We start from the raw sequence: 15,958 nt of genomic DNA on the forward strand, positions 1-15,958 counted from the left end.
TTATATTTTGTTATAAAGAAATTTGTTTTGCTCTTATCCTTTAATTTTCAATGATATACTCATCATCATATTTATCGTATTGGAGCCCTGACCCTATTTTTGATTCCGTAACTTGATCTCTTAAAAACGGTGCAGCTTCCATTTTGCTAGTTGCAATTTCAATTCCATATTTTTTCGTTAAATGGGCCAATTCAATTAAAAACCACTCTCTTCGTAATGTGACTGGAATATCAAATGTTCTTCTTTTCATATATAATAGCACCTCTTTTATTTTCATAGCTAAAAAAATATCACTGAATGTACTATTTAAAACTACCTTTTATCACAAACATCCAATGAAACATTATAGTATATGCATGTCCATTTTAAACGTGCTATTACAAAAAGAATACTTTAGTTTACATAAAATAATTATGTATTAGTAGAAAGAGGCTTGTCCTCCTCTTTCTACTCTAGAGATTTAAATTAAGAACATCTTGGTACACCTAAAGCTAAGAATAAACCTGCTACTCCCGCTGTAATTGGTACTTTCAATGTAATAACATCGTCTACTTTCGTTACTAAAAAGAAAGCATTACCTTCTTGTAATATACAAGTCACCAACAATTGGAATTCCATTCAAATCTCCTCCTTTCAATCCGTATATTATACTTTATGGATTTTATTCAAAAATGTAATAGGAAATACATCCATTTTCTCATATATTAGAATAAATGTTTATTAGTCTATTAGAACTACTAATTTTATATAAATCGTGTAATACTCAATAAATTCCTATATAATTAGCAATGAAAATCTTACAAATGGAGGTATAGAAATGGCGATTTTGAGTAATATTGGTACAGCTTTATTTTTAATTGCTTTTATTCTTTTAATTCTATGTATCATTTCATTCTTTAAGAAAAATGGAAAAGCAAAACAGTATGGTCGTCCTGCCGTTATTCTTTTTATGATTTCGATTGTATTAATAATAACTAGTGCTGAGACTGCTAATAACCCAATTGTTGAATTTTTTTCTATTTTAAGTTTTGTTTTATTTGTTTTCTTCCTCGTACTAGCAATCTTATCTGTAATTAAAAAGACAGGTGTAGCAAAAAAACAATTTATTATCACTGCTATTTTATTTGTTATTTTTGGTGCGTTATCAAGTATTTCAAACCCTACTTCTGAAAAAACGACAGCAACTAGTAAACAAGTTGCATCTAACAATGCAGAACAAAAAGATAGCGAGAAGAAAAAAGAACTAGAAAAGAAAGAAGCGGACGAAAAAGCTCAAAAGCAAGAAGATGAGAAACGTCAAGCCGATGAACAAGCTCGTAAGCAAGAGGATGAAAAACGCCTAGCCGATGAACAAGCTCGTAAACAACAAGAGGAGCAAAAACGTCTAGCTGATGAACAAGTTCGTAAACAACAAGAAGAACAAAAACGCCTAGCTGATGAACAGACTCGTAAACAACAAGAAGAACAAAAACGCCTAGCTGATGAGCAAGCTCGTAAACAACAAGAAGAGCAAAAACGTCTGGCTGATGAACAAGCTCGCAAACAACAAGAGGAACAGAAAAAATCACAGCAAGCTCAAACACAACCTGCTTCAGGAAATATTAGTAATGCATATTACAAAAATTGTGCCGCAGTTAGAGCTGCCGGGAAAGCTCCTCTATATAAAGGACAACCAGGTTATGACTCACATCTTGATCGTGATGGCGATGGAGTTGCATGTGAAAAATAGTAGTAAAAAAGAAGCTTCTAGTAAGCTTCTTTTTTACTGTTACGTATAAGATCTAATTACTCTTCCATTCTTTTAAGTCAAATATCAATTCAAAATGGCATCTTATTTTTGAATGCTTGTAACATTAATCATTAACTGGATCAATACTCCAATTTATGATTTCAATATGTTTCACCTCCACTTTCCCTTTGACAAGAACATGTGGAATTAAGTGAAACATCCCGAATCTCCTACCATTTTTGTATTCATCTCTATAATATTCTTTTGTGTAGGTATTTAATTGCTTTAATTCTTTATATTCATTAAAATTGATGAATTCTATTTCACATTCTTTTAATTCGCTATTTGGTCCACCCCAATTGTGCTTTGAGTACTTGTATATTGCCATACACTGACCCTTCAGTGCGCTAATAGGAATTTTATAAAATAGCTTATTTGTATGGATGTTTACTCCTATTTCCAATAATGCTTTATAAATCTCATAAGGATGCAGTGGTAAAAAATGCACAACATCATTCCATAAACATTCTAGTTTCGGTATTTTACGTGTTAATAAGTTCTCTCTTTGAGGATGGTCTTTATATTTTTGTATGTAATCACCGTATAAACTAGGATATAATCTTTTCAACTCATTTAATGGGATTAAATATTCTCCTTTTAGTTTTTCTGGTACCATATGATAAACATATTCCATAAAAACCTCCTATAAAAGATATACTTCCAACTACCCAAAAGCGAACTTAGATTGATAGAATATAAATTTGTATACTATCTAAATCATAATAATTCCCTGTGGATAATTTCCTACTCAAAAAATTCTTCGCCATCTGCTCTATAATGTCCTCTGTTAAATACCATACCTATTATTCTCAAAACTGACACATAATAAGTGATTTCAATCACCACATTGTTTTTCATTTATGACTATTCTTAATTTAGATATTACATTTAAACTTTATGGAGGCATTCATATGGAACATACATTTACTGAAACTTCTATTGTCGGTGAGATTGTTACACAATTTCCGAAAGCTAGTGATCTTTTTAAATCATATAGAATAGATTTTTGTTGTGGCGGTAATAAGCCACTTATTGATGCAATTCATGAAAGAAATTTATCAGCTACTGAAGTAATTACAGAGTTAAATACGCTTTATCATAATACGAAACAATTAAATGAATCTGAAATTGATTGGAAAAATGCTTCTTATCGTGAATTGATTGATTATGTGATTCATAAGCATCATCGTTATTTAAATGAAGAGTTACCACAGTTAAGTCCTTATGTGACGAAAGTATTACGTGTTCATGGAGCAAATCAGCCGCATTTAGCTAAAATTCATAAGCTATTTCATGAACTTAAAATGGAATTAGAACAGCATTTAATTAAAGAAGAAACAGAAGATTTCCCATTAATTTTAGAATTTGAAAAAAATCCAACTGATGAAAACTATGCAAAGTTACGTAAAGTAGTAGATGAACTAGAAAATGAACATAACCACGCTGGCAACATTATTAAAGAGCTTCGTAAAGTTACAAATGACTTTACTCCCCCAGAAGGAGCTTGCGGCACTTATCGACTTGTTTACAATCGCCTTGAAGCGTTAGAGTCTGATTTATTTGAGCACATTCATTTAGAAAATAATATTTTATTTCCACGTGCCATTACGAGAGCGTAAATAAAGTGCAGGACATAAGTATACATACTGATGTCCTGCTTTTTCATTTCACAAAAAATATACATATCCGCCCTCACACAAATCCGAATTTTAACAATTTGTGAATCATTTCAAAAGTGTGATAAATATCACATCTCCCCCTTTTTTGATTTTCTATAATAGAAATATAATCCTTTGCTCAATACTTCACATAAAAAAGGGGAAACGAAAATGAAAAAACGTTTAGTTATGATCGGAAATGGTATGGCTGGCATACGTTGTATGGAAGAAATATTAAAACATGATTGTGATTCATATGAGATTACTATTTTTGGAGATGAACCACACCCAAACTATAATCGCATTATGCTCTCTCATGTTTTACAAGGTAAAACAAATATACAAGATATCATTATGAATGAATACAGTTGGTATGAAGAAAACGAAATAACTTTGTATACAAATGAAAGAGTTCAAAGTATTGACCGAGAAGAAAAAGTTATTATGACAGAAAAGAATCGTACTCTTACATATGACAAGCTTATTATTGCAACAGGTTCTAGTGCTTTTATTTTACCTGTTGAAGGTTCCACTCTTCCTGGTGTAACAGGTTTTCGAACCATTGAAGATACACAGTTTATGATGGATACTGCTAAAGAAAAGAAAAAGGCCGTTGTCATTGGTGGTGGATTACTTGGTTTAGAAGCAGCAAGAGGTCTTATTGACTTAGGAATGGACGTACATGTTGTTCATTTAATGCCTAGCTTAATGGAGCAACAACTAGATACGAAAGCAGCTTCTCTACTGCGTGAAGATTTAGAAGCACAAAGCATGAAGTTTCTAATGGAAAAGAAAACTGTAAAAATTCTTGGTACAAACCATGTTGAGGGCATTCAATTTGAAGATGGTGAAGTTGTAGATTGTGATTTAATCGTAATGGCTGTCGGAATCCGACCAAATACGCAAATAGCAAGAGATGCTGGTTTAATTGTCAATCGCGGCATTGTAGTCAATGACTATATGCTAACAAATGATGAGTCCATTTATGCAGTTGGCGAATGTGCAGAACATGACGGTATCGCATATGGACTTGTTGCCCCTCTTTATGAACAAGGTGCAATATTAGCGAAACATATATCGAATTTACAAACTGATGGCTATTCGGGCAGTATCGTCGGTACGCAATTAAAAGTTGCTGGTTGTGATTTATTCTCTGCAGGCCAAATTTATGAAGATGATCAAACGAAAGCAATATCCATCTTTAATGAATGCAAACGTTCCTATAAAAAAGTATTAATTCGTGACAATAAAGTCGTTGGTATCGTTTTATATGGTGACACAGCTGATGGTACACGCCTCTTTAGCATGTTAAAGAAAGAAGAAGATATACAAGAATATACACCAGCGTCCATTCTTCACAAAGCTGGTGAAGAAAGTAAACTTGATGTTGCTACAATGAGTGCGGATGACACGATTTGTGGATGTAATGGTGTTACGAAAGGAACAATCGTTCATGCCATTTTAGAACAAGAGTTAACTACTTTTGAAGAAGTTAAAGGCTGTACGAAAGCCGCAGGGTCTTGTGGTAAATGTCGTCCGCTTGTAGAACAAGTTTTATCTCATACACTCGGAGATGCTTTTGATGCCTCAGCGCAATCTACCGGTATGTGTGGATGTACAACTCTATCACGTGATGAAGTCGTAGCGGCCATTCATGAGAAAGGCTTAAAATCTCCAAAAGAAGTACGAAATGTTCTTGGTTTTGTACATGAAGATGGCTGTTCGAAATGTCGTCCTGCTTTGAACTACTATTTACGTATGGCGATTCCAGAAGAATATGAAGATGATAAAGCCTCCCGTTTCGTTAATGAAAGAATGAATGGTAACATCCAGCACGATGGTACATTCTCTGTTATTCCACGTATGTACGGAGGCGTTACAACAGCTGATGATTTAATGAAAATTGCTGAAGTTGCGAAAAAGTATGATGTTCCACTTGTGAAAATTACCGGTGCAAGTCGAATTGGCTTATACGGTGTTAAGAAACAAGATTTACCTAACGTATGGGCTGACTTACATATGACTTCTGGATATGCGTATTCAAAATCTCTTCGTAATGTAAAATCATGTGTTGGCTCTCGTTTCTGCCGTTTCGGTACGAAAGATTCATTAGGACTTGGTATGCTCCTTGAACAATCATTAGAAATGGTAGATACACCTCATAAAATGAAGATGGGTGTAACGGGCTGTCCGCGTAACTGTGCGGAAGTACTTACGAAAGATTTTGGCGTTGTTTGTGTCGAAAATGGATACCAACTTTATATTGGTGGAAATGGTGGTACAGAAGTACGTGAAGCTGATTTTGTAATGATTGTCCCTACTGAAGATGATGTTCTTCACATCGCTACAGCTTACATGCAATATTATCGTGAAACTGGTATTTACGGAGAGCGTACTGCCTACTGGACAGAACGATTAGGCTTCGATCACATAAAAGAAATACTGCAAGATGCAAATATGGTCACTAAGTTAAATGAACGTTTCCAAACGGCCCGTGGCACATATAAAGAAGCTTGGGGACAAGCACTAGAAACGAAATCATTAAAAGCGATGTATGAAGTAGAAACTGTGAAATAAGGAGCTGTGATCTATATGATACAAACGAAAGATAAAATAAAAGTTATGCGTGCAGAAGATCTTCCTATTCAAATCGGTAAAGAGGTCCAAATGAAAGGTATGTCTATCGCCCTATTCCGCCTTTCAAATGGCGATATTCGAGCTGTAGAAAATCGTTGTCCTCATAAAAACGGACCATTAGCCGAAGGAATTGTATCTGGTGAATTCGTCTTTTGTCCGCTACATGATTGGAAGATTTCATTACTTACAGGTGAAGTTCAAAAACCTGATGACGGTTGTATTCAAACGTACGAAGTAGAAGTCATTGATGGTGACATTTATATATATATGTAATTTACAAAAGGAAGCCTCCCCCCTGGCTTCCTTTTAAATAAAACTAGATGAGGTGCAATTATATGAACGGATATGTATATTTAGTTGGTGCAGGACCAGGTGATGAAGGGCTTATTACAAAGAAAGCGATAGAGTGTTTAAAGCGTGCAGATATTGTTTTATATGACCGTTTACTAAACCCTTTCTTTCTTAGCTATACAAAACAAACATGTGAACTTATGTATTGCGGAAAAATGCCAAAGAATCATATTATGCGACAAGAAATGATTAACGCACACCTTCTTCAATTTGCAAAAGAGGGAAAAATTGTTGTCCGATTAAAAGGCGGAGATCCATCTATTTTTGGCCGTGTTGGTGAAGAAGCAGAAACTTTAGCAGCAGCAAATATTCCATATGAAATTGTACCAGGCATTACATCTAGCACCGCCGCTAGTAGCTATGCAGGTATCCCCCTTACCCACCGTAACTACAGTAATAGCGTTACTTTACTAACCGGACATGCAAAAGGTTCTTTAACCGATCATGGAAAATATAATTCATCTCACAATAGCGATACGATTGCCTACTACATGGGTATAAAAAACTTACCTACAATTTGTGAAAACTTACGACAAGCAGGAAAAAAAGAAGATACGCCAGTAGCAGTCATTGAATGGGGTACAACTGGTAAACAGCGCGTTGTTACAGGGACACTATCTACCATTGTTTCTATCGTCAAAAACGAAAATATTTCTAATCCTTCTATGACAATTGTTGGTGATGTCGTTTCCTTACGTAATCAAATCGCTTGGAAAGAACGTAAACCATTACATGGTAAAAAAGTTTTATTTACATCCGCAACAAATAAAACAAGTGTAATGAAGCAAAGGTTGCAAGAAGCTGGTGCAGAAATATATCAAATTCCAACTTTCAAAAAGGAAGAATATACATTAACACTTGAACAAATCAATGAAATTTTTAACGTTAATCGCCTTGTTTTTTGTTCAGCTGAAAGTGTAGAAATTTTGATGCAATCATGTAGTAAATACAAGAAAGATATTCGTTCCTTACAGGCAGAGCTACAACACATGAACGTTGCCACTCAAGAAAAACTTATGCAATATGGGCTACTAAGTAAAGAAGCAAAGTTCTCTTCCGATACAACTGTTTATTTAGGCAGAAATATTAATCGGATTGCTTTTATTCAAGAGAAAATTGGTGCCGGCTCCTATATGATGACTCATAAGTATACAATTGATCATCGTTTCGATGAAGTCCATTCTCGTATGCTTTCAGAATTCTTATGGGATAGCATTGTATTTGAAGGACGCGCTTCTATTGATACGTTTCTAGCAGAAGTAAAACGTCTTGGCTTTATCGATATTGTTACTCTCCCATTCTCGTATACCGACGTTCCAACTTTACGCTATGCAAATAAAGTCGGGTTTCATAACATTGATCATCAATTACAAGAAACTCTTATGCAGAAAGACATGGTAAGACAATGAAAGGAATTGTATATGTTGGACACGGTAGTCGCTTGCAAGAGGGTAACGAACAATTCATTCACTTTATTCAATCTGTTATGAAAGAACGTAACGAAAGAATTCAAAAAATAGCTTTTCTAGAACTAACGACACCTACCATTTCTGATGCAGTTACAGAAACGATACTAGAGGGAGCAACTGAAATAATGATTGTACCTATTTTATTATTTGCAGCAGCTCACTATAAATGTGATATTCCTTTTGAGATAGAAAAAATGCAAAAGCAATATCCACATATAACATTTTCAGTTGTACCACCTTTTAGTACGCATCCGCATATGGTTGAACTTGTAGTGAAAAGAATACGTGAAGCTATGCCAATGCAAAATAGTAGTATTTTACTCGTAGGAAGAGGTAGTAGTGACCCCCAGCCGATACATGAGTTACAGCAAATTGGAGTAGCTGTCGAACAAAAACTCGGTATGCGAGTATGGTGTTCCTTTTTAACGAAAGGAACGCCCTCTTTTACTGCTGAGCTCAAGACTATAACATCGACTGCATCTCATGTATATGTCATGCCGTACCTTCTCTTTACTGGATTATTGCTTCAAAAAATTAAGTTTCATACAAAAAAATACGATCACGTTACAACTTGTAACTGTCTTCAGTTTGATACATATATGAAATTAACATTACTAGAACGAATGGAGGAATATGTGTATGTATAACATGTACCCTCTTATGTTTAATCTACATAATAAAGTGGTCGTTATCATTGGTGGAGGTAAAATCGCATATCGAAAAGCGTCTGGATTAAAAGATACAGGCGCTTTTGTCACCGTTGTCAGCCCAGAAATTTGCAAGGAAATGAAGGAACTTCCTTATATTACTTGGAAGCAAAAAACTTTTAGTAATGATGATATTAAAGATGCTCATCTTATTTATGCAGCTACAAATCAACATGCTGTAAATATGATGGTCAAACAGGCCGCCCATGATTTTCAATGGGTTAACGTTGTAAGTGACGGTACAGAATCATCGTTTCACACACCGGGTGTCATCCGAAATGGTGAATATGTTGTAACGATTTCAACTTCAGGTAAAGATCCATCTTTTACGAAGCGTATGAAGCAGGAACTAACATCTATTTTTCCTACTCTTATAAAAAAGCTTTCTCGTACTCACAAATTATAATCTATTTCTTAGCTAAAATAGTAATTACCTTTGGACGAACGTTTTTTAGAAGCGTTTGTTCTTTTGGTTTTGGTTTCTTTTTTGAATTAAGCCGCTTGATTATCAGACATAGTACAATTGTAAACGACACCTAATATATGAAAGACTGTTTTCTTCTCATATCGATAGGATTTCCATCCATCATTCACCACCTCAAATCTATTCGTTTTTAAACGTATATTCAAAACAAAATATATGATAAATAAATAACGACAGTTACTGTAATAATGCTAAAAAGTGTTGAAAATAAAACGATTTGTGCATGTAATTCAGGCTCTATTTGATACTCCATAGCAATGGTTGATGTATTTCTTGAAGTAGGAAAAGAACTTGCAATAAATAATGATTGTGCCACAATACCATCAATGTTTAGTAGGTAGATCATAGCAAATGCTACTAATGGTCCCATCAGTAACCTTCCAATTAAAGCCCACGTTATGACTCGATGGAAAAAATTAAGCTTAATGTTGGATAATTGTGCCCCTAGCAATATGAGTGCTATTGCAACAAAACTATTCGCGAGCTGATTAAGAGGTAGCAAGATAGAATTAGGTAATTGAATTGTAAAAGATTGAAAGAGAATCCCTAATACGAGCGCATGAAATACAGGCAGTCTTAGAAATGATTGAATAATACCTCCGATTGTTTTTGTTGCTGATAGTAAGTTATATATCCCATATGAATAAGTTAAAAGATTCTGGAAAATAACAATAAAAATTTGAATGGAAACCCCCACTGGATTTTGACTGAAAATCAATTGACTTACTGGTAATCCATAATTACCGGAATTCATTAACGAAATGCTATTTTTTAGAGCTGCACTTTCTCCATTTTCTAACTTTAATATTTTTGAAATGAAATGACTTACTATAATCAGACTCAGACTATAGAGCATTAAATAGTATATTATCTGAAGCAACAAATCTATTTCTATACGAATATCATATATATTCACAAATACCGCCGCTGGCATCAAGCAATACGTAATAAGTGTAGATAGCTGCTTTAAGTTAAATTGAAACTTTCTTTGTAAGATTGCACCAATTAGCATCAATATTAATATTGGTAATATCACGTCTAATATAATAAAAACAAACATTTACAACCTCATTCTAAATATATTTTAGTTGGATTACACGCTTTACTACATATGTACCACATTTAATTCATCGGAGAACACCTTCAGTTCTCAATAATCAGAAAAAACACTTATTTTATTCCCCTCCCCTCTCTTTTCTTTAACATAACAAATATGAGCCATAAAGAAAATTATGGATTATTTATAGAAACTTATAATTTTATCTTATCGACCTAAACTGTATTTTTTAGTTTAAGTGTACTATTTTACAATATCTATTAGTCTTACTATAGAATTTGGTCCTAAAAAATATAGCGAAGCCTATTATATTACGAAAAGAACCATCCCAAAATACTTTGGGACGGCTCTTTTTCTTTATTAATGATTCTTTAACATCACTAACAGCTTTTCTTGGCTATACATCCACACTGTAATGATTAAACAAGCAAGTGCGACTTCTGATAATGCCATAAATCCAATTGCATAATGACCTGTTAGTTGGAACAGTAATGTTAAAATTAGTGGCGGGAAGAATCCTCCAAGTCCGCCTAAAGCTGAAACGAGTCCATTTACAATACCAGCTTGTTCTGAGAAATACATCGGAACGAGTTTGAAGATTGTACCATTACCGATACCTGCGCAAAATGCGACTAATAGGCAACCAAATGTATATACGTTCATGCTTGGCATAAATGATAAAATAATACCTGAAAGTGTTAAACCGATAAATACGAAGATTAATATTTTAAATGGATTAAACTTATCACCGAGCCAACCACCAATCGGACGCATAATTGTTGCGAGTACGATGAATCCGGCTGTCCGCATACCTGCATCTACTTTCTCTAATCCGAAATGAGATACTAAAAAGTTTGGTAAATATACTGTAAATGCAACAAATGATCCGAAAGTTAAAAAGTAAAAGATACATAAAAACCAAAGTTTCTCATTTTTATATACACCTTTTATTTGTTCCATTAGCGGTGTATTCACTTTTTTCTCTTTACGATCACCTAATAAAAAGTTCATAAGTGCAAACGCTGCAAGTAAAATTAAATAACACTGTACTGTCGTTCTCCAGCCAACTGAAGTTGCAATGACAGGTGCTAAGAACGAAGTAATCGCTGTCCCGGCGTTACCGACACCGTAAATACCATTTACAAAACCGTGACTCTCTTTTGGAAAATATTTTGGTAAAGAAGTTACTCCTACAGAGAATACAGCACCACCGATTCCTACAAATAATCCACCAATAATTAAATCCATCATAGAATTGGCGACACTAATATAAAAAACAGGAAATAATAATAGAATAAAACTAATAAAGAATAATTTTCTTGCTCCGAAACGATTTGTCCAATAACCAATTGGAATGCGAAGAACAGAACCTAAAATAACGGGTACTGCTGTTACCATAGAAATTTGTCCCGCAGTTAATGGAATATCCACTTTAATATAGGGCATCAATGATGATAAAATAACCCACACCATAAAACCGATAATTAGATTAGAAGTTTGTAAACTTAATTGAAAATTAGGACTTTTCATCCTGTTCCCTCCTATGTATACGTAGTTATATTCATTCCCTCCAGCCTAATCACGTCCTTACATGATTAGGCTGAAAAGAATCAACCACCACTTACTGGCGGAATCATTGCTACGACATCGCCAGTTTGAATGATGTCATCCTCATTTGCATACTCTTCATTTATAGCGACCATTATCTCACTTGAAATCACTACGTTGTATTTCTTTGTGAGAACTTCCTTCAGCCTCGCAACCGTAATATTTTCACAATCTATGTGCAAGGACGACTTCCTTACTTCTTCCTGTAAATGTGCAAATAATAGCACTTCAATCATATTCTCATCTCCTTTCTAGGCTCACCATTTGCATATGTTACCCGCTCTAACTGATCACCTATCCATGACTCACCATCTTCCCAATACTCTTTCTTCCAAATTGGAACAATTTGTTTTATACGCTCCATAATATATTCATTTGCTTCATAGGCCGCTTTCCGATGTGGTGTAGCAACAGCGACAACAACAGCAAGATCCGAAATTTGTAACGTACCAATGCGATGTGTAATTGCCACATATGTTCCAGGCCATTTCTCCCCTACTTCGGTACCAATTCTCTCAAGCTGTTTCTCCGCCATCGTCTTATAAGCTACATACTCTAAATAAAGCGTACGTCGGCCTTTCGTAAATTCTCTAACAGTGCCAATAAAAGTAGTAACCGCACCACACTCACGCCGAATTACTTTGTTTGTCACTTCTTCAATTGATATAGGTGTATCAATTACTTCATAATACGTATGTGTCATTTCGCACCTCTTATCTTTGTATAAATTAGCAACCTATTTTTCTATTATTTGTATGAACGAAGCGATTCTTTCCATGGCCATTCACTTCCGCTGGTTGATTCTAATAACAGTACCGAAACAGTAATTCCAGCTTTAAATCCTCTCGTTCCCCCTGGCAAAACAATAAATGCATTCGCTTCTGCAAGTGAAGAAATTGCGCTAGATTTATCTAAACCAACTGGTGTAACTTGCAATTGACCATCTACAATTTCTACTCTCCCTCTTACAAATCGAGTAAACGGATTTGCTTTCGGAAAGTCTTTTTGTAAAATTGCCTCTGCACGAAATACGTGCGAATCTTTTCTATGCAAGTATGTTCCAATGACTGGTCTAACATATAATTCACAACCGACATAACAAGCTGAAGGATTACCAGATAAACCAAATAGTAGTTTTCCTTCTACCTCAGCTACAGTTGTCACACTTCCTGGTCGCATCGCTATTTTGTTAAAAAGTACATTAGCTTGTAATCTCTCATAAATAGCAGGCAAATAGTCATAGTCTCCTATCGAAACACCACCAGTTGTAATTAAAATATCGACTTCTTTTATTGCTTTTTTTACAGTGTTAAAACAAGTCTCAAAATCGTCAGCGAATTTCCCATAATACTGTACAACTCCGCCCGCTCGTTCAATTTGAGCAGCAATCATATAGGAATTACTATTTCGAATCTTTCCTAGTTTTAATTGTTCATGTACTTCAAGTAGTTCACTACCCGTCGTTACTATTCCAATAATCGGCCGTTTTACAACATGTACGGAACTATAACCAAACGTAGCAAGAAGTGCTGCAACTCCCGGGTTAATAACAGTCCCTTCTTTCACAAGGATAGTATTTTGTTTTACATCTTCACCTTTAAAAGAAATGTTATCACCGGCTGCGAAACAGCGTTTTAATGTCATATAAGTCTTTTCGTTTTTTTCAAATCCTTCCGTTAGTTCTAACATAACAACCGCATTACACCCTCTCGGAATTGCGGCCCCTGTCATAATACGGACAGCTTGAAATGCTTTCACTTCTTCTGTAAAAGCAACCCCTGCTCCAATTTCACCAATCACTTCAAACTGAATGGGATTACTGCTACTTGCTTCTTTTGTATCTTCCGCTCGAATCGCAAATCCGTCGTACGGAGAGCGATCAAAATGCGGGACATCATGATCTGCAATAACATCTTCTCCAAGCGTTCTTCCGTAACTTTCTATAAGAGAAACCTCTTCTGTTTCACCTTGATAAGCATATTTCATTACTCGTGCAACTGCTTCCGCCACTGGAATTGGTATACGTTTTGCTAACATTCTTTTCCACCTCGTTTTAATAAGGAGAAACTTTCTTTCTGTTCATCCTATATATTTTGCGTACAATCGTTTTCCTATTTTCACATCATTTGTCCCATGAACAAATGCCCTACCGTCTGTAAATAAAACGAAACGATATTCATCAATTAGAAATGATAGTAAGTACGGCGTTTTTTGGACATGTACAATTTTTTGTAATCTTTTTTTAATTTCGTTTAAATTTAGAACTCTCTTTATTCCTGGACGGATTTGAACTGTATTCCGTCCGCATAGCACCTCCGTTTTCACCTGTGATTCAAATGTTAAACTTGGGTACGTACGTGTATTTCCGCAAGATGGACATGTACTTTTTTTCTGTTTATTTACTTTTAATGAGAGAAATTGATTGTTCCAAATATCAAATGATAACATTGTTCCTCGTAGCGTCTCGAAATCATCCACCAATATTTTCATTGCTTCTGTCACTTGGTGAGCAACAACCATCTGTACAGCTGGCTGAATAATTCCCGCTGTATCACATGTTGCACCGCCCATCGGATGATCCATTAAGCAGCGAAAACATGGTGTTTTTCCTGGAAGAATTGTGTACGTTACACCGTAACTTCCAATGCATCCACCGTATATCCAAGGTATATTTTCTTTTTGTGAAATATCATTTATAAGTAGACGCGTATCAAAGTTGTCAGTCGCATCTAATATGAGATCCACTTCTTTCGTTAACTCTTCCATTTCTTTCATTGTGACATCCGTTACAACTGGTACAATTTCCACCTCAGAATTAATCTTTCTTACATGTTCTGCCGCTGCAATTGCTTTTGGTTTGCATTGTTTTGCATCTTCTTCTGTATATAACTGTTGCCGTTGTAAATTACTCCATTCGACATAGTCACGATCGGCAATTGTCAATTTCCCAATTCCCATCCGAACGAGCGCTTCTGCATTTGCAGCTCCTAGCGCCCCCGCACCAATTAAGAGCACATGCTTTTCCCTTATTTTCCTTTGTCCCATTTCACCTATTCCAGAAAACAATACTTGTCTTGAATATCGCTCTTGCATAAGGAATCCTCCTTTCGCTATCCACCAATGTAAGACATCTCAACTTTTTGACGTTTATTTGTACTTTCCGCCTTTCTTTCATCTGAATATCGATCTGTTCTATATCGCCATGTATGTTGTAAAATTTTTAATAGTGATGCATCAGAAATATTTTCTCGAAGAAGCGATCGTAAATCCGTTCCTTTTTCTCCAAATAAGCACGTATAAAACTTGCCGTCTGCCGAAATACGGGCTCTCGTACAAGAAGAACAAAATGACTCAGATACTGAAGTAATAAATCCAACTTCGGCATCGCTTCCTACATATCGATACAATTTCGCAACTTCTCCAAAGTAACGAGGTTTAACAGGTTCAATTGGATATACACGATTAATTTTCTCTATTAATTGTTCCTTCGTAACGACTTGTTCAAAGTTCCATCCGTTCGTACTGCCTACATCCATAAACTCAATGAAACGTAACTGTATTTCTTGTTCTTTAAAATACTGAGCCATAGGAAGAATTTGACTATCATTCATCCCTTTTTTTACGACCATATTTACCTTTACTTCTAATCCAGCTTCCTTCGCTGCTTCAATTCCTTTCAGTACAGGTTTCGTACTTACATGTCTTCCATTAATTTTTTGGAAGACACGATCCTCTATTGCATCTAAACTAATATTTACACGCTTTAATCCTGCTTCTTTTAGCGCCTTAGCTTGTTTTGCTAAATGAATTCCGTTTGTTGTGAGCCCAATATCTTTTAAGCCTTCTAGCTTTGCAAGTCTTCCAATTAACTTCGGTAAGTCTTTACGCAATAAAGGTTCACCGCCAGTAAGCCTAATTTTATTAACTCCCATACTTATAAATAATCTTGCTAACCTTTCTATTTCATCAAACGTTAATAAACACTCTTCCTGTAAAAAAGCATAATCAGGTCCGAACACTTCAGCAGGCATACAATATGTGCACCTAAAATTACAACGATCAATAACTGAAATGCGTAAATCTTGAAGTGGCCGCTTTAAAGAATCTTTCATTTTCTCGTGCATCTTATATCCCTTCTTTTCTGCTGCAATCCTTAGTAAGCTTTCATTTTTTTATTTGCCTTTATTATAAAAAAGAA

The 15,958-nt window shown here is 35.1% G+C and carries 17 protein-coding genes; 7 read left to right on the top strand and 10 right to left on the bottom strand.

Annotated features, from left to right (window positions below):
- Positions 1 to 40: 40 nt before the first annotated feature.
- The gene (locus ACVWY7_RS06975) at positions 41 to 250 is read right to left on the bottom strand and encodes a hypothetical protein (protein ID WP_000830253.1); all 210 of its coding nucleotides are present in this window, start codon (positions 248 to 250) and stop codon (positions 41 to 43) included.
- Between the two features lie 215 nt (positions 251 to 465).
- On the bottom strand, positions 466 to 618 hold the full coding sequence (gene exsG / locus ACVWY7_RS06980; protein WP_000395678.1) for an exosporium protein ExsG: 153 nt from the start codon (positions 616 to 618) through the stop codon (positions 466 to 468).
- Between the two features lie 199 nt (positions 619 to 817).
- Between exsG and ACVWY7_RS06985 the strand changes: the two genes are divergently transcribed.
- Positions 818 to 1,729: an excalibur calcium-binding domain-containing protein gene (locus ACVWY7_RS06985; protein WP_212805109.1), complete on the top strand. Its 912-nt coding sequence runs from the start codon at positions 818 to 820 to the stop codon at positions 1,727 to 1,729.
- Positions 1,730 to 1,853: 124 nt separating this feature from the next.
- On the opposite strand, the gene ACVWY7_RS06990 is transcribed toward ACVWY7_RS06985, so the two are convergent.
- Entirely contained in the window at positions 1,854 to 2,423 is a 570-nt protein-coding gene (locus ACVWY7_RS06990) for a hypothetical protein (RefSeq protein ID WP_000456974.1), read from the bottom strand.
- A gap of 277 nt (positions 2,424 to 2,700) precedes the next feature.
- Between ACVWY7_RS06990 and ric the strand changes: the two genes are divergently transcribed.
- The 6 genes from ric (at position 2,701) to ACVWY7_RS07020 (ending at position 9,017) form a co-directional block, all read left to right on the top strand.
- The gene (ric, locus tag ACVWY7_RS06995; protein WP_000401348.1) at positions 2,701 to 3,408 is read left to right on the top strand and encodes an iron-sulfur cluster repair di-iron protein; all 708 of its coding nucleotides are present in this window, start codon (positions 2,701 to 2,703) and stop codon (positions 3,406 to 3,408) included.
- Positions 3,409 to 3,618: 210 nt separating this feature from the next.
- Positions 3,619 to 6,024, top strand: coding sequence for an NADPH-nitrite reductase large subunit (gene nirB / locus ACVWY7_RS07000; protein WP_000746908.1), 2,406 nt, complete (start codon positions 3,619 to 3,621; stop codon positions 6,022 to 6,024).
- Positions 6,025 to 6,039: 15 nt separating this feature from the next.
- A complete protein-coding gene (gene nirD, locus ACVWY7_RS07005; protein WP_000616671.1) occupies positions 6,040 to 6,357 on the top strand; it encodes a nitrite reductase small subunit NirD in 318 nt (105 codons plus the stop codon).
- A 62-nt stretch (positions 6,358 to 6,419) separates the two neighbouring features.
- Entirely contained in the window at positions 6,420 to 7,844 is a 1,425-nt protein-coding gene (locus ACVWY7_RS07010) for a uroporphyrin-III C-methyltransferase (protein ID WP_001014957.1), read from the top strand.
- Positions 7,841 to 8,551, top strand: a complete 711-nt coding sequence (locus ACVWY7_RS07015) for a sirohydrochlorin chelatase (protein WP_000676452.1) — start codon at positions 7,841 to 7,843, stop codon at positions 8,549 to 8,551. The genes ACVWY7_RS07010 and ACVWY7_RS07015 overlap by 4 nt, the downstream gene beginning before the upstream one ends.
- Complete coding sequence (locus tag ACVWY7_RS07020) at positions 8,544 to 9,017, top strand: precorrin-2 dehydrogenase (protein WP_000282579.1); 474 nt, start codon at positions 8,544 to 8,546, stop codon at positions 9,015 to 9,017. The genes ACVWY7_RS07015 and ACVWY7_RS07020 overlap by 8 nt, the downstream gene beginning before the upstream one ends.
- Before the next feature lie 220 nt (positions 9,018 to 9,237).
- On the opposite strand, the gene ACVWY7_RS07025 is transcribed toward ACVWY7_RS07020, so the two are convergent.
- The 7 genes from ACVWY7_RS07025 to moaA form a co-directional block, all read right to left on the bottom strand.
- Positions 9,238 to 10,155: an AEC family transporter gene (locus ACVWY7_RS07025; RefSeq protein WP_000497491.1), complete on the bottom strand. Its 918-nt coding sequence runs from the start codon at positions 10,153 to 10,155 to the stop codon at positions 9,238 to 9,240.
- 357 nt (positions 10,156 to 10,512) lie between these two features.
- Positions 10,513 to 11,682 (bottom strand): nitrate transporter NarK, encoded by a 1,170-nt coding sequence (gene narK, locus ACVWY7_RS07030; RefSeq protein WP_000841849.1) that lies wholly within the window; start codon positions 11,680 to 11,682, stop codon positions 10,513 to 10,515.
- 80 nt (positions 11,683 to 11,762) lie between these two features.
- Positions 11,763 to 11,996 carry a molybdopterin converting factor subunit 1 gene (moaD, locus tag ACVWY7_RS07035; protein WP_072191593.1) on the bottom strand — a complete coding sequence of 78 codons (234 nt, stop codon included), beginning with the start codon at positions 11,994 to 11,996 and terminating at the stop codon, positions 11,763 to 11,765.
- A complete protein-coding gene (gene moaE, locus ACVWY7_RS07040; protein ID WP_000149976.1) occupies positions 11,993 to 12,463 on the bottom strand; it encodes a molybdopterin synthase catalytic subunit MoaE in 471 nt (156 codons plus the stop codon). Before moaE ends, moaD begins: the two co-directional genes overlap by 4 nt.
- Before the next feature lie 44 nt (positions 12,464 to 12,507).
- Complete coding sequence (gene moeA / locus ACVWY7_RS07045; protein ID WP_456523722.1) at positions 12,508 to 13,797, bottom strand: molybdopterin molybdotransferase MoeA; 1,290 nt, start codon at positions 13,795 to 13,797, stop codon at positions 12,508 to 12,510.
- A gap of 42 nt (positions 13,798 to 13,839) precedes the next feature.
- The gene (locus tag ACVWY7_RS07050) at positions 13,840 to 14,853 is read right to left on the bottom strand and encodes a molybdopterin-synthase adenylyltransferase MoeB (protein WP_001158136.1); all 1,014 of its coding nucleotides are present in this window, start codon (positions 14,851 to 14,853) and stop codon (positions 13,840 to 13,842) included.
- Between the two features lie 17 nt (positions 14,854 to 14,870).
- Positions 14,871 to 15,884, bottom strand: a complete 1,014-nt coding sequence (moaA, locus tag ACVWY7_RS07055; RefSeq protein WP_456523723.1) for a GTP 3',8-cyclase MoaA — start codon at positions 15,882 to 15,884, stop codon at positions 14,871 to 14,873.
- Positions 15,885 to 15,958: the final 74 nt, after the last annotated feature.

The sequence above is a fragment of the Bacillus sp. TE9106W genome (assembly GCF_054062215.1).